General features: G+C 58.0%; 12 protein-coding genes. 3 read left to right on the top strand and 9 right to left on the bottom strand.

The window, feature by feature from the left end; translation table 11 throughout:
- Positions 1 to 73: 73 nt before the first annotated feature.
- Positions 74 to 541 (top strand): nucleoside deaminase, encoded by a 468-nt coding sequence (locus ACT3UA_RS01285; protein WP_096286455.1) that lies wholly within the window; start codon positions 74 to 76, stop codon positions 539 to 541.
- On the opposite strand, the gene ACT3UA_RS01280 is transcribed toward ACT3UA_RS01285, so the two are convergent.
- Together ACT3UA_RS01280 and glnA are read right to left on the bottom strand one after the other, a co-directional pair.
- Complete coding sequence (locus ACT3UA_RS01280; RefSeq protein ID WP_096286453.1) at positions 538 to 906, bottom strand: hypothetical protein; 369 nt, start codon at positions 904 to 906, stop codon at positions 538 to 540. The genes ACT3UA_RS01285 and ACT3UA_RS01280 overlap by 4 nt on opposite strands.
- 139 nt (positions 907 to 1,045) lie before the next feature.
- Complete coding sequence (gene glnA, locus ACT3UA_RS01275; RefSeq protein ID WP_096286451.1) at positions 1,046 to 2,470, bottom strand: type I glutamate--ammonia ligase; 1,425 nt, start codon at positions 2,468 to 2,470, stop codon at positions 1,046 to 1,048.
- Between the two features lie 240 nt (positions 2,471 to 2,710).
- On the opposite strand from glnA, the gene ACT3UA_RS01270 reads away from it, so the two are divergent.
- Entirely contained in the window at positions 2,711 to 3,148 is a 438-nt protein-coding gene (locus ACT3UA_RS01270; RefSeq protein ID WP_096286449.1) for a hypothetical protein, read from the top strand.
- A 69-nt stretch (positions 3,149 to 3,217) separates the two neighbouring features.
- Here ACT3UA_RS01270 and ACT3UA_RS01265 read toward each other — a convergent pair whose 3' ends face one another.
- The 3 genes from ACT3UA_RS01265 to lipB form a co-directional block, all read right to left on the bottom strand.
- Positions 3,218 to 3,961 carry a DUF4191 domain-containing protein gene (locus ACT3UA_RS01265; protein ID WP_096286447.1) on the bottom strand — a complete coding sequence of 248 codons (744 nt, stop codon included), beginning with the start codon at positions 3,959 to 3,961 and terminating at the stop codon, positions 3,218 to 3,220.
- A gap of 158 nt (positions 3,962 to 4,119) precedes the next feature.
- On the bottom strand, positions 4,120 to 5,121 hold the full coding sequence (lipA, locus tag ACT3UA_RS01260) for a lipoyl synthase (RefSeq protein WP_096286445.1): 1,002 nt from the start codon (positions 5,119 to 5,121) through the stop codon (positions 4,120 to 4,122).
- A 31-nt stretch (positions 5,122 to 5,152) separates the two neighbouring features.
- Positions 5,153 to 5,800 carry a lipoyl(octanoyl) transferase LipB gene (gene lipB, locus ACT3UA_RS01255; protein WP_096286443.1) on the bottom strand — a complete coding sequence of 216 codons (648 nt, stop codon included), beginning with the start codon at positions 5,798 to 5,800 and terminating at the stop codon, positions 5,153 to 5,155.
- Positions 5,801 to 5,905: 105 nt separating this feature from the next.
- On the opposite strand from lipB, the gene ACT3UA_RS01250 reads away from it, so the two are divergent.
- Positions 5,906 to 7,420, top strand: a complete 1,515-nt coding sequence (locus tag ACT3UA_RS01250; RefSeq protein WP_096286441.1) for a serine/threonine-protein kinase — start codon at positions 5,906 to 5,908, stop codon at positions 7,418 to 7,420.
- A 72-nt stretch (positions 7,421 to 7,492) separates the two neighbouring features.
- Here ACT3UA_RS01250 and ACT3UA_RS01245 read toward each other — a convergent pair whose 3' ends face one another.
- The 4 genes from ACT3UA_RS01245 to ACT3UA_RS01230 form a co-directional block, all read right to left on the bottom strand.
- Positions 7,493 to 7,843: a hypothetical protein gene (locus tag ACT3UA_RS01245; RefSeq protein WP_096286439.1), complete on the bottom strand. Its 351-nt coding sequence runs from the start codon at positions 7,841 to 7,843 to the stop codon at positions 7,493 to 7,495.
- Positions 7,844 to 7,951: 108 nt separating this feature from the next.
- A complete protein-coding gene (sucB, locus tag ACT3UA_RS01240; RefSeq protein WP_444615334.1) occupies positions 7,952 to 9,727 on the bottom strand; it encodes a 2-oxoglutarate dehydrogenase, E2 component, dihydrolipoamide succinyltransferase in 1,776 nt (591 codons plus the stop codon).
- Between the two features lie 158 nt (positions 9,728 to 9,885).
- Positions 9,886 to 11,265, bottom strand: a complete 1,380-nt coding sequence (gene lpdA / locus ACT3UA_RS01235) for a dihydrolipoyl dehydrogenase (protein WP_096286435.1) — start codon at positions 11,263 to 11,265, stop codon at positions 9,886 to 9,888.
- A gap of 257 nt (positions 11,266 to 11,522) precedes the next feature.
- On the bottom strand, positions 11,523 to 13,037 hold the full coding sequence (locus tag ACT3UA_RS01230) for a leucyl aminopeptidase (RefSeq protein WP_096286433.1): 1,515 nt from the start codon (positions 13,035 to 13,037) through the stop codon (positions 11,523 to 11,525).
- Positions 13,038 to 13,213 lie beyond the last annotated feature (176 nt).

Genomic DNA, 13,213 nt, shown 5'->3' with positions numbered 1-13,213 from the left:
TGGCAATTGAGCCACCGTTGGATGCAACATTCGGGAATCGGTGCGGTTCAGGCAGGTAGAAAGCGGTGCAACTATGGACGAACGATTTTTCGACGAGGCGGTCGCTCTGTCGCGTCAGGGGATGCAAGCCAATCAGGGAGGGCCTTTCGGGGCTGTGATCGTACTCGACGGTGCGGTGATCGCGACGGGCAATAATATGGTGCTCGGGATGAACGATCCGACAGCCCATGCCGAGGTGATCGCGATCCGCAATGCCGGGGCGAAGCTTAAAAGCTTCGACCTGTCCGAGTGCGAGCTCTATACCAGTTGCGAGCCATGTCCCATGTGCCTCGGTGCGATTTACTGGTCGCGGTTTAAGCATGTGTATTACGCAAACACGCGCCAAGATGCCGCTCGCATCGGATTTGATGACGAACTCATTTACACGGAACTGGACAAACCGATGGGGCAACGACTGATCCCTTTCACCCATGTTCCTTCGACCGATGCTGCATCGGTCTTCGCCGAATGGGCCGACAAGGTTGACAAGACGCGCTACTAGTCCAGCGGGTAGGGAACCAGAGCGGCATCAATATCGGGCCATGCCAGGTGAATTCTTTCGGTTGGCGCCAGCGCCTTGGTCAGAAGCGCGTCGGCCACGACGATACCTGCTGGGGAAACTTCGAGAATAGACAGCGGACCGTGCCCGTCCGACGTGGCATTGCGGAGCATCCAATGGTTCATGAGCTCGCCGATGCCACGCTCGGTCAACAACGCTTCACCCTGGAAATAATCGCACGAATCGAGCACCGCATGGCCCAAAACAGATCTCGGGCAGACCCGATCGTAGGACGCAACAAGTGGTTCCAGGTATCCTACGGTTTCCCCATCGGCACGTTTGACGGGGAGCCAGTTCGATGTATCCATAGCCCAAGGCTAGACCGGATCCGCGATATCGGCCATCGATCCGTTAAGGCGGCGACACGACAAAAACCTGTCCCGTGGACCAAGATGGCCCACGGGACAGGTTTTGCATTCCTAGCGGTTCAGTTGATCCGTGGCGGAATTAGCAACCGTAGTAGAGCTCGAACTCGTATGGGTTCGGGCGCAGGCTCAGTGGCTTGATTTCGTTTTCACGCTTGTACTCGACCCAGGTGCGGATCAGGTCCTCGGTGAATACCCCACCTTCGAGCAGGAACTCGTAGTCGGCCTCCAATGCCTTCAGAGCCTCTTCCAGGCTTTCTGGCGCGCGCTGGATGTCCTTGGCTTCCTCGGCAGGAAGCTCGTAGAGGTCCTTGTCGATTGGGTCCGAAGGCTCGATGCGGTTCTTGATGCCGTCCAGGCCTGCCATCAGCTGAGCCGCGAAGGCGAGGTAAGGGTTCGAGGAAGCATCCGGTGCACGGAACTCGATGCGCTTAGCCTTAGGGTTCGAGCCGGTGATTGGAATACGGATACCTGCGGAGCGGTTGCCCTGCGAGTACACCATGTTGACCGGTGCTTCGTAGCCCTTGACCAGACGGCGGTAGGAGTTCACCGTTGGGTTGGTGAATGCCAACACGGCAGAAGCGTGCTTCAGCAGGCCGCCGATGTACCAACGAGCGGTATCGGACAGACCTGCGTAGCCCTTTTCGTCGTAGAACAGCGGATCGCCGTTGGCCCACAGCGACTGGTGCACGTGCATGCCCGAGCCGTTATCGCCGAAGACCGGCTTTGGCATGAAGGTGGCGGACTTGCCCCAAGCATCGGCAACGTTCTTCACGACGTACTTGAAGAGCATCAGCTCGTCGGCCGCGTGGACCATGGTGTTGAACTTGTAGTTGATCTCGGCTTGGCCGGCTGCGCCAACCTCGTGGTGGCTGCGTTCGACTTCGAGGCCAACGTTGTCCAGCTCGACGCAGATCGCATCGCGCAGGTCGGCCTGCTTGTCGGTTGGCGACACTGGGAAGTAGCCACCCTTGTAAGGGGTCTTGTAGCCCTGGTTGCCGCCCTCTTCCTTGCGGCCGGTGTTCCAAGGCGCCTCGTCCGAGTCGACCTTGTAGAAGGCACCCTGTGGGGTGGATTCGTAGCGGACGTCTTCGAAGATGAAGAATTCGGCCTCTGGTGCGAAGACTGCGGTGTCGGCGATGCCGGTCGATTCCAGGTAGGCTTCGGCGCGCTCGGCTACGCCACGCGGATCGCGGTGGTAAGGCTCACCGGTGCGTGGGTTGATGATCGAGAAGTTGAAGGCCAGGGTCTTTTCGATACGGAACGGATCGACGAAGCCGGTGGTGACGTCAGGGATCAGTTGCATGTCGGAATCAGAGATGCCAGCGAAACCGCGAATGGACGAACCATCGAAGAGCTGGCCGTTGACGAAGAAGTCTGCATCCACGGACTTCGCCGGAACGTTGAAGTGCTGCTGGACACCTGGTAGATCGGTGAAGCGGATGTCAACGAATTTGATGTCCTCTTCGGCAATATATGCCAAGACTTCTTCTGGGCTGGTAAACATGTGCAGGTGACTCCCTGTTGAGTTATTGGTTTGGTAAACGGAACGATCATACGAATTGATCTGATCAGTTCTCTTGCTTACCAAGTAATCCTACCTAGAAACCGTTTCTGAATGGTGTCTCGATTGTTTCGGCTACGTTACAAAGCGCGAGTACGGGCGCGTCGTACCGGGTCAGTAGTGGCTTTGTGATGCGTAACAAACTGATGAGATTCACACAGATCGCCCAGATACACTAGTTATGTGGAACGCAAAGACTTTAGCTCGTGGCTCGAAGGCCCCCCGCAATTAAACTCGCAAGAATGGCCGGGCCAGCGCTTGGGACGACCGGAAAAAGGGCCTGGGGCGATCGGCCGGTTGCCGCGTCGGCTCGGCGCGTTATGCGTGGACTGGGGACTATCCATGTTGCTGAGCTGGTGGCTGTTCAACTTGAACGACCTCGCCACGCTCGCATTGTTCTGTGCCGGCCAGATGATTGCCGTTGGCTTCACCGGCCACAGTATTGGGCATCGGACCTTTGGGCTGCAAGTTCAATCCATGGATGGCACGGCGATCAAGCCGCTCACCGGGGTCATTCGATCGGTGCTGTTGTGCTTGGTGATTCCGGTTCTGTTCTCGGGCGCGGATCAGCGCGGCTTCCACGACCGGGCAGGAAAAAGCGTACTGGTGAATATCCGCTAGTCCGCGTTCAAGAATCCAGGCATAAAGAAAACCGCACTAGCGAGCTAGTGCGGTTTTCTTTATGCCTGTTTAGCGAGCTCGGCGGTTAGGGCGTGCTCGGTTTGGGTCGATGCCCTTGGGAATCGGCAGGCGGTTGGCGGTAAGCGTGGTTAGTCGCTTGTCTACCGCGCTGATCTCCAGCTTGGTGATTGCCTTCGGAAGCTTCTTCATCTTCTTGCTGACTTCTACCAGATCGGTCTGGTCCTCGTCCTGTCCGGCGTTGATCACGTGGATCGGAACATTCGGCAGAACGCGAGCAATACGCTTGCGTTCGGACGCCACCAGATCACGCACGCGGCTGCTTGGGCCTTCGGTGACCAGCACAACGCCGGGACGGCCAACCGCCAAGAACACCAGATCCTGGTGGCGGTTGAACGCGACTGGCTCATCCTTCAAGATCCAGCCGCGACGCAGTACGCTCATCGCCGCGCCAGCGGCACCCGGACGGCCTTCAAGCTGCGCGAACGCGGCCTTCTCGGCCCGACGGGACATGATGAACAGGGCGGCGAGCAAGCCAAGAGGGATCGCGATAATTAGCAACGTGATCCAGTTGTTGATCAAGATACCGATGATCAGTCCAACGGCAATGACGCCAAGGAAGGCCAAGACCATCCACCAAACGACCATCGGATCGTTACGGCGGGTCATCTGGAAGACCTGCACCATTTGCTTTAGGCGCCCGGGCTCTTTATTTTGTTTTTCAGCTTTTGGTTTACGCGAAAACAGACCACGCTTCTGTTGCGCGGCCGCATCGTTATCGGAGTTTTTGGCCATAGTGCTTCAATTCTACGCGATCTGACTGGCTTATTTTTCTTTCGAGGAATTCCGGGCGAATCCGAAGAGTCCGCGCGGTGCGCTGCACAACATGAATTCGGACCCAATCGCCGGGTTTTACGGCAATTGGATCCGAATGCTTGAACATGGAGTTGGGCTCAGCGGTTAAGCAGCGAAGCAGCTTCCTGACGGGTAGTACCCGAGGATTCGATGTGGGAAAGGGACTCTGGGATCTCGCGACCCTTTTTGCGCATGGCTCCAGCCCAGAGTCGTCCCGCGCGGTATGAGGAACGAACCAATGGTCCGGACATGACGCCGGCAAAACCGAGTTCCTCGGCTTCTTGCTGCAGCTCCAAGAATTCCTGCGGCTTGACCCAGCGGTCGACCGGAAGGTGACGTTCGGTTGGGCGTAGGTACTGAGTGATCGTCAGCAAATCGCAGCCCGCCTCATGCAGGTCGCGCATAGCTTCGGAAATCTCCTCACGCGTTTCGCCCATGCCCAGAATCAAGTTCGACTTGGTGATCAAGCCGCGGTTCCGACCGTGGGTGATGACATCCATGGAGCGTTCGTAGCGGAAAGCCGGACGGATGCGCTTGAAAATACGCGGGACGGTTTCCACATTGTGTGCGTAGACTTCAGGCTTCGAATCGCAAATGGCGTCGAGGTTATCGGGTTTTCCGGAGAAGTCGGGGATGAGCAACTCGACTCCGGTACTCGGGTTCATCTTGTGGATCTGGCGTACTGTTTCGGCGTACAGCCAGACACCTTCATCTTCGAGATCATCGCGGGCCACGCCGGTGACGGTTGCGTAACGCAGATCCATCTTCTTCACGCTCATGGCCACCTTGAATGGCTCTGAGCGATCTAGTGCAGCAGGCTTTCCGGTGTCAATCTGGCAGAAGTCGCAACGACGGGTGCATTCGGAACCGCCGATAAGGAACGATGCCTCGCGGTCTTCCCAGCATTCGAAAATATTGGGGCAGCCAGCTTCTTCACATACTGTGTGGAGGCCTTCGGACTGCACCAAATTTTTCAGGCCCACATATTCGGGGCCGATCTTGAGTTCGGCGCGGATCCACTCGGGCTTGCGCTCAACTGGCGTCTGGGCGTTGCGCTTTTCGACGCGCAGCAGTCGACGGCCTTCAGGTTCAATGCTCATTGGAGGGTCCTTCTACGTTAGTAATATTTGCTTAGACGACTTGTGGCGAGAGGAGACGTTCAAGTTCCTCTTGCACCCGCTCAACGACATCGTTGGGGGAGACCGTCTGGCCTAGTTGTTCGGAGATCGTGGTTACGCCGGCATCGGTAATTCCGCAGGGAATGATCTGGTCGTAGGCGGCCAGATCGTTTGAGCAATTGAGCGCAAAACCGTGCATGGTGACTCCACGGGTGATGCGGATGCCAATGGCGGCTATCTTTCGATCTTCTTCGCCGTTCTTGCCTGGGACCCAGACGCCTGAACGCCCCTTGACTTGAACGGTGGGGATGCCCATTTCATCTATGACGTTAATCAACGCTTCTTCGAGGGTCTCCACATACAGACGTATCGCGCTGATTTTCTTCAGCTTCACGATCGGGTAGCCGATGAGCTGTCCGGGGCCATGCCAGGTCAGTTTCCCGCCACGGTCAACGTCAACAACGGGGGTGCCATCTAGGGGTAAGTCTTCAGGTTCGGTCCTTTTGCCGGCGGTATATACCGCCTCGTGTTCAAGAAACAGGACTCGCGGGGTCTGTTCATCGGCCGCTACAGCATCGTGCAAATTTTGCTGGTAATCCCACGCTTGCAAATATGGAATTAGCTCCGTGCCGAGTCCGACTCGTTCGAATTCGATCGCCATAGTGGTTACCATACGCCTTTTGCAACAGGCCCCGCTAATTGGCTGAGAGGCGCTGAGCTGTGGATAACCGAGGCGAGAATCTGTTCTTTGCGTTAGAACTGGAACATGAATGATTCAAACAATCTGTTGGCCTGGCCAACTTGCCCCGGATATGTGACGGTTCGTCCATTAAAGGCCAAGTCACCCTGCAAAATTTGGTTAATGCGCCGTGACTCGGATCAGAGCTACATGGTGTTGAAGCTTTCTACAAACGCCGAAAGTATCTGTTCGCTGCGTCAGCAGCAGGTCGAATCCGCAAGGAAATATGTCATAGATTTTTACGGCACCCTTTCGACACAGTTGGGCGAGGGGATTCTGATGGAGTACTGTCCCGGCGGAAGCCTGGCTCAACTTCTCGAAGAACGCGCACCATTTTCACTCGGAGAGTGCGTCACAGCTTTGGCGCCGATAGCCCAGACTCTGGCCGCCTTGCACTCCACTGGGCAAATTCACGGCGATGTCTCGGCTGGCAACGTGTTGTTGACAGCCGATGGAATGCCGAAATTAGGCGATTTTCAAGAAAGCCGAACCGGTATCGATGAGACACCCGGGTCGGGTACTCCGGGGTTTATGGCGCCTGAGGTTTCCGCGCGCGAACCAGAGGGGCGCCTCGGTGAGCAGGACGTTTATTCCTTAGGTGCGTGCCTCTGGTTCCTGCTTGAAGGAACCGCTCCTTCCGAACCGAATATGCGCCCGCCGGTCACGGTCATCTTCCCGGCGGTGCCCACCCTGATCCATGAGCTGCTGCTTGATTCTCTGCATCAAGATCCGGAGCAGAGGCCGACAGCGGAGCAATTCGCCCGGACGCTCTTCGCTGCGGCGCAGGCTGAAGCCATCAATTGGGAACAGTGCACACCGGTAGAATCGACTCATCTAATGGCCACAGTTCACCCTAGCGAGGCGCTCGGCCGGCGTCGGCGCAAGCGGCCAAGAAGACCCAAGACGGAGAAGAGTCAAAGAGATCTTGGCACACCCGAGTGGCGTATGCATGAACTACGCCGAACCCCAGGACGTGGCAAGGTCTTGCTGGCTGTCGCTGGAGGGGCAATGCTCGTGGGTGCGAGCTTTCTCGGTGTAAATCTAGTGGGGGAGCGCGGGCAATCGGAGACGGGGTCTCTGTCGCAAACACAGGAACGGCGTGAACCATGCCGGATCCTCGACGGAGCCGTGGTTCCTGCCTGCGCGTTCTCCGCTGAGACGGTAATAGCCAGTTTCATCAAGCTTTCACGCGAACGGGATGCGGCCTTAGAGACCGAGGACCTCAAAGCATTGTCAGCGATTTATCCGCCCGCCTCCGAGCAATTCAAAAGAGACCAGCAAACGCTCGAACGCTTGGAGTCGCTGAAGCTGGGAATCAATGGACTAGCTACCCGCTTGGAAGGCATCTCGGTGACTGCCCGTGCGCAACCAGACACCGTGATACTACGTGCGACATCCACTCAGGAAGCCTACGACTATGTGGATTCAGTGAACCGTGTGGTCCATCAGGTGGCCCGTGGCACGCGGGAACGTATCGAAGTGGAACTGAAGCTGATTGAGGGGAAATGGAAAATTGGAAAGGTGCTCAGCCGCGAGGCATGACAAAGGCGAGGTAACCCAAATTGCCTTCGGGTTGCCTCGCCTTTGCGTGGAGCTGCAAGACTGTCTTGTAGCTTAGACCCAGAGAGTGGCGATCGCGATATTGATCAATGCCAGGCCGCCGGTTGCGTGCGCAATCCCGGTCGAAACCTCTTCGCCGGCCTTGACCTTCTTACGACCGATGAATGCCGCTACGAGAATGGCGATAGCGATGACAACCTTGACGCCAATCTTCATGTGGTTCACGTCGCCATCGCCTGCTTCGGCCATGCCAACGAGAGCCAAACCGGTAATTAGCTGAGCAATCGCGCCGTACCACTGCCAAACATTCACGGTAGGGGTCTTGAAGTTTGCCAGCCAGCCACCGAAGATCGCTGCCGCACCGAGGATGTGCAAGAAAACAAGGATAAGAGTTAGGAAGTCCATGGCTCCAGCCTAATTGATTTTCGACGAATTGTAGAAACGACGATCGCCCCTCCCGAATGAACGGAAGGGGCGATCGTTTACCTCGCTTGTGAAAGTCGATCGACGACTTTACAGACCCAGGTCGCCTTCGAAAGCGCCACCCTCAAGACGGGCCTTGAGAGTCTGCAGGAATCGACCTGCATCGGCGCCGTCAACCAGACGGTGATCATAGGTCAGGCATAGGTACATCATGTGACGGATGGCGATCGAATCATTGCCATCGGCATCGGTGATGACCATTGGACGCTTCACAATCGCACCGGTACCCAGGATTGCTACCTGTGGCTGGTTGATGATCGGGGTATCGAACAGTGCTCCGACCGAGCCGATGTTGGTGATCGAGAAGGTGCCACCGGAAAGCTCATCCGGACCAATCTTGTTGGTGCGGGTGCGCTCTGCGACGTCGGCAATACGCGAAGCCATGCCAGCCAGGTTCAGATCGCCAGCGTTCGACACAACAGGAACCAGCAGGCCCTTGTCGGTGTCTACCGCAAACGCCAGATGCTCGGCATTGTGGTACGTGATCTGCTGAGTCTCTTCGTTGTACTCGGCGTTCAGCTTCGGGTGAGCCTTCAAGGCTTCGGCAACTGCCTTAGCGATGAATGGCAGGTAGGTCAGGTTGACGCCATTGACTGCCTTGAAATTATTCTTGGCAGAAGCGCGCAGCTTGACCACGCGGGTCATGTCAATCTCGTGAACCTGAGTCAGCTGGGTGGAGACCTCTAGGGACTCACGCATACGACGGGCGATTACCTGACGGATACGTGGAGCCTTCTCGGAGGTACCGCGCAACGAGGATGCCTCGACAACCGGGGCGGCCGGCTTAGCAGCAGCAGGAGCGGCAGGAGCAGCAGCCGGTGCAGCGGCGGCTTCCTTGGCAGCTACTGCGTCAAGAACGTCTTGCTTGCGGATACGTCCACCAACGCCGGTGCCCTTGACGGAAGCGATGTCGATTTCGTGCTGGTTGGCCAAACGACGCACCAACGGGGTGACGTAGCCTGCATCACTGTTGTTCTCGGCAGCAGGAGCAGGAGCAGGAGCAGCGGCAGGAGCCTCTTCCTTGGCAGCTGGTGCTGGAGCGGCTGGAGCTTCTTCCTTGGCAGCTGGTGCTGGAGCGGCAGGAGCCTCTTCCTTGGCAGCTGGTGCTGGAGCGGCAGGAGCCTCTTCCTTGGCAGCTGGTGCTGGAGCGGCTGGAGCTTCTTCCTTGGCAGCCGGAGCAGCGCCCGCAGCGCCGATCACTGCAAGAACGGCACCAACTTCAGCGGTGTCGTCTTCAGCAACACGGATTTCCAGCAGGGTGCCGGCAACTGGTGAAGGAACTTCGGTGTCTACCTTGTCGGTGGAGACCTCGAGCAGTGGCTCGTCTACGGCGACTTCTTCGCCAACTTCCTTCAACCAGCGGGTGACGGTACCTTCGGTGACCGATTCGCCCAGAGCTGGGAGGGTGACCTCGGTGCCCGAAGCGGAGTCTGCTGCAGCAGGTGCTGCGGCAGGGGCTTCTTCGGCCGCTGGAGCAGCAGGAGCTTCCTCCTTGGCCGCAGGCGCCTCTTCGGCCGCAGGTGCCTCTTCGGCTGCAGGGGCTTCCGGTGCAGCGGCGTCGGAACCCGAGCCATCACCGATACGAACCAGAGGAGCGCCTACTTCGGCTTCCTCATCTTCGGCGACGAAAATTTCTTCGATAACACCAGCGACAGGTGATGGAACCTCGGTGTCGACCTTATCGGTGGAAACTTCCACCAACGGCTCATCAACCTCAACGCGGTCGCCGACCTGTTTCAGCCATCGGGTTACCGTACCCTCGGTAACGCTTTCACCCAGTGCGGGCAGGTTTACGGTCTCAGACATCTTCCCGTATCTCCTCTTAAATCAAGCTTGAAGTGTGGTTTGAGTGTGCAATTTAAACGGTTGAACACCCAGAAACCGATGAATGGAGGCGTTGCCTCCGAGCTTAGTGCACCGGGTAGCGCGTGTGTGAACGCGCTACCCGGTGACCAACAGCGTATTTAGCCGTGAAGTGGCTTGCCGGCCAAAGCCATTGCGGCTTCGCCCAGCGACTCGTTCTGCGTTGGGTGTGCATGGATGAGCTGTGCAACATCCTCCGGGTAGGCTTCCCAGTTCACGATCAGCTGTGCTTCACCGATCTGCTCGCCGATGCGGCCGCCGATGCCGTGAACGCCCACGATTGGGCCGTTCTTGACGCGGACCATCTTGATCAGGCCGGAGGTGCCCAAGATCGAGGACTTGCCGTTACCAGCCAAGTTGTACTCGGTAGTTTCGATCTGGTCCTCACCGAACTTCTCCTTTGCGGCAGGCTCGGAGTAGCCGACCGAGGCGATTTCTGGCTCGCAGAAAGTTACCTTTGGAATGTTGATGTCTTCGACGATGGTTGGGTTCTGGCCAGCGATTTCTTCGGCGACAAAGATACCGTGCTGGTAACCGCGGTGTGCCAACTGAACGCCAGGGACCATGTCGCCGATGGCATAGATGTTGCCCACGCCGGTGTGCAGGCGCTCGTTAGGAATCACGAAACCGCGATCGAGGGTGATGCCCTGCTCTTCGAAGCCCATGTTCTCGGTGACCGGGCCACGGCCGACGGCAACGAGGACGATCTCGGCTTCGAGGGTCTTGCCGTCAGCTAGGGAGACCTTGACGCCGTCGGCATCCTGCTCGACCTTCTCGAAGAAGACACCGGTGTTGAACTTGATGCCACGCTTCTTGAAAGAGCGCTCGAGATTCTTGATGATGGCTGGGTCTTCGTTTGGAACCAGCGAAGGCAGGCCCTCAACGATGGTCACGTCGACGCCGAAGGACTTCCAGACGGAGGCGAACTCAACACCGATGACGCCGCCACCGAGCACAATGGCGCTCTTTGGCATGTCAACCATGTTCAGCGCTTCGGTGCTGGTCAGCACGCGGCCACCGATTTCCAGGCCGAAGGTCTTGGAAGTCGAACCGGTCGCAAGGACGATGTTCTTGCCCTTGTAGGGGACGCCATCAACCTCGATGGTGTCCTTGGAGACCAGTCGTCCGCTACCTTCGATAACGTTGACCTTCTTCATCTTCAGCAGACCCTGAAGACCCTTGTGCTTGCCGGCGACGATGCCGTCCTTGTACTTGCGTACTCCGCCCAGGTCAATTGACTCGAGGGAGGAGTTGATGCCGTACTTGGCACCTTCGCGAGCGTTTTCGGCGAGCTCTGCTGCGTGCAGGTACGCCTTGGTTGGGATACAGCCGGTGTGCAAGCAGGTGCCGCCGACCTTTTCCTTCTCGATCAATCCAACGGTGAAGCCCAACTGGATGGCGCGTAAAGCGACCGAGTATCCAGCGGAACCACCGCCGAGGATGAGGACATCAAATTCTTGCGTTGCTGCCGAATCGGCCACGTGAACGCTCCCTCGTAATAGCTAAGTGAGGTCGGCCATGGCCGACCTGGAGATCGGGTGGTGAACTGGTCTAACTCTCGCACGGGGCGCGAGCGAACAAATTCACCGGTGATGTTTCAAAACTTACCTTAGTACCGTCAAAGCACCAGAGTCATCTTGAGTTGGCTAAAAGTCGGCCATATCTCGTATTTTGGCACACATCCCGGCGCATTGGGCTATGACTTCGCCCGCACCGGGATGTGTCGAAAAAGGCATTTCTAGCGGGTGCCGGACATCGTCTCGGCGTAGGCCACCAAGGTGCGAACCTGCGAACCGGTGCCGTTCTTAGGGGTGTAGCCCCACGCCGAGCCCTCGTTAAAGGCCGGACCAGCAAAGTCGATGTGCGCCCAAGGAATCTTCTGACCGTCGGTTTCGCCCACAAATTCTTCCAGGAAGACCGCAGCGGTCATCATCCCGCCCATGCGCTCGCCAATGTTGGCCAGATCGGCGACCTGAGAATCGATGCTTGGACGGAGCTCTTCCGGAAGCGGCATGCCCCAGGCGAGCTCGCCCACTGCATCCGAGGCTGCGACCAAATCGTCACGTACCTGCTCGTTGCCCATGACACCGGCGGTGCGCAGGCCCAACGCGAGCATCTGTGCACCGGTCAACGTGGCAATGTCGATCACCACATCCGGATTCTCCTGGCTGGCCGCTACCAAACCGTCGGCCATGACCAGGCGCCCTTCGGCGTCGGTGTTGAGCACTTCGACAGTCTTGCCGCCGAGCATGGTCAGCACGTCTCCGGGACGCGTCGAAGCGCCGCCTGGCATGTTCTCGGCCAGGCACAGCCACGCGGTGACCTTCACGTCGAGGCCAAGCTCCGATACCGCGGCGATGGTGTGGAAGACTGCCGCGGCGCCGGACATATCGGACTTCATCGCGTGCATGCCCGAGGCTGGCTTAATCGAGATGCCACCGGTGTCAAAGGTAATGCCCTTGCCCACCAGTGCCAGGTGCTTGGCGGCCTTGGCCGGGGAGTACTCGACCTTGACCATGCGAGGCTGTCGGACCGAGCCGCCACCAACGCCCATCAGTCCGCCGAAGCCTTCCTTCGTCAGGCGCTTCTCATCAAAGATGGTGACCTTCAACGGCAGCGACTTGGAGTAGTCCTTCACCGCGGTGGCGAAGGTTTCCGGGTACAAGATATTGGCCGGGGTGTTGATCAGATCTCGGGTGCCACGCACGGCGCGGCCGATAACCGCGGCGCGCTTGAGCAAGGCAGGCAGATCCTTGGAGGTTGCGACCGCGGTGGCGATGAATGCCTCGCCAAGGACTGGCTTGTCGTTCTTCTTCGAACGGAAGTTCTCGAAGCGGTATGCGCCCAGGGCTATCCCTTCGGCCACGGCTGAAACTTGCTCGAGTGTGTCGGCAGGCAAGGCGAAGATCGCGGTCTTGGCGTGGGAAAGCTGGCGTGCTGCCGATCCGGCGGCGCGGCGCAACTTCTCGTCGTTGAGCTCGGAGAGATCCTTCACGCCCAAGCCGATGAACATGATCGTCCTGACCTTGATGCCGTCAACTGCTGGAAGCACGGTTGCTTCGTCTGCAGAACCGGCAACGTTCAGCGCGGTGAGCGACTGTTCCAGAGCGGTGGTGGTTTCTGCCGCGAGCGGTGACGCGGCGATGGATACCTTGTCGCCGTTCTTCAGCACGCCCAAAATAAGGGCGTCGGCGTTTTTACGTTTGATGTCTGCACCAATGGCGGTCAACGTGAGATCACTGGAGTTGATCACAAAATCATTCCTTCTATGCCTTTGTAGGGTCTAAGGACGGTTCAGCCCGCGAGAATAACCGGTGGATGGGGCCGGTGAGCTGAGTGTTTCCTACACCCGATGTTAGCCGAGGTTTGAGCTCGGCGTGCGATACTTCACAGCGAGCGAAAGGCTGAACGGATAGGATAAGTTCTTGA

This window comes from Glutamicibacter sp. 363 (assembly GCF_052379505.1).
GTDB lineage: Bacteria > Actinomycetota > Actinomycetes > Actinomycetales > Micrococcaceae > Glutamicibacter.
This window is presented reverse-complemented; position numbering and strand designations above follow the sequence as displayed.

What these genes read in the sequence shown, in the direction of transcription:
- sucB (WP_444615334.1), bottom strand. Translation starts at nt 9,727, where the DNA reads ATGTCTGAGACCGTAAACCTGCCCGCACTGGGTGAAAGCGTTACCGAG.
- glnA (WP_096286451.1), bottom strand. Translation starts at nt 2,470, where the DNA reads ATGTTTACCAGCCCAGAAGAAGTCTTGGCATATATTGCCGAAGAGGAC.
- ACT3UA_RS01285 (WP_096286455.1), top strand. Translation starts at nt 74, where the DNA reads ATGGACGAACGATTTTTCGACGAGGCGGTCGCTCTGTCGCGTCAGGGG.
- ACT3UA_RS01245 (WP_096286439.1), bottom strand. Translation starts at nt 7,843, where the DNA reads ATGGACTTCCTAACTCTTATCCTTGTTTTCTTGCACATCCTCGGTGCG.
- ACT3UA_RS01250 (WP_096286441.1), top strand. Translation starts at nt 5,906, where the DNA reads ATGAATGATTCAAACAATCTGTTGGCCTGGCCAACTTGCCCCGGATAT.
- ACT3UA_RS01265 (WP_096286447.1), bottom strand. Translation starts at nt 3,961, where the DNA reads ATGGCCAAAAACTCCGATAACGATGCGGCCGCGCAACAGAAGCGTGGT.
- lipB (WP_096286443.1), bottom strand. Translation starts at nt 5,800, where the DNA reads ATGGCGATCGAATTCGAACGAGTCGGACTCGGCACGGAGCTAATTCCA.
- lipA (WP_096286445.1), bottom strand. Translation starts at nt 5,121, where the DNA reads ATGAGCATTGAACCTGAAGGCCGTCGACTGCTGCGCGTCGAAAAGCGC.
- ACT3UA_RS01280 (WP_096286453.1), bottom strand. Translation starts at nt 906, where the DNA reads ATGGATACATCGAACTGGCTCCCCGTCAAACGTGCCGATGGGGAAACC.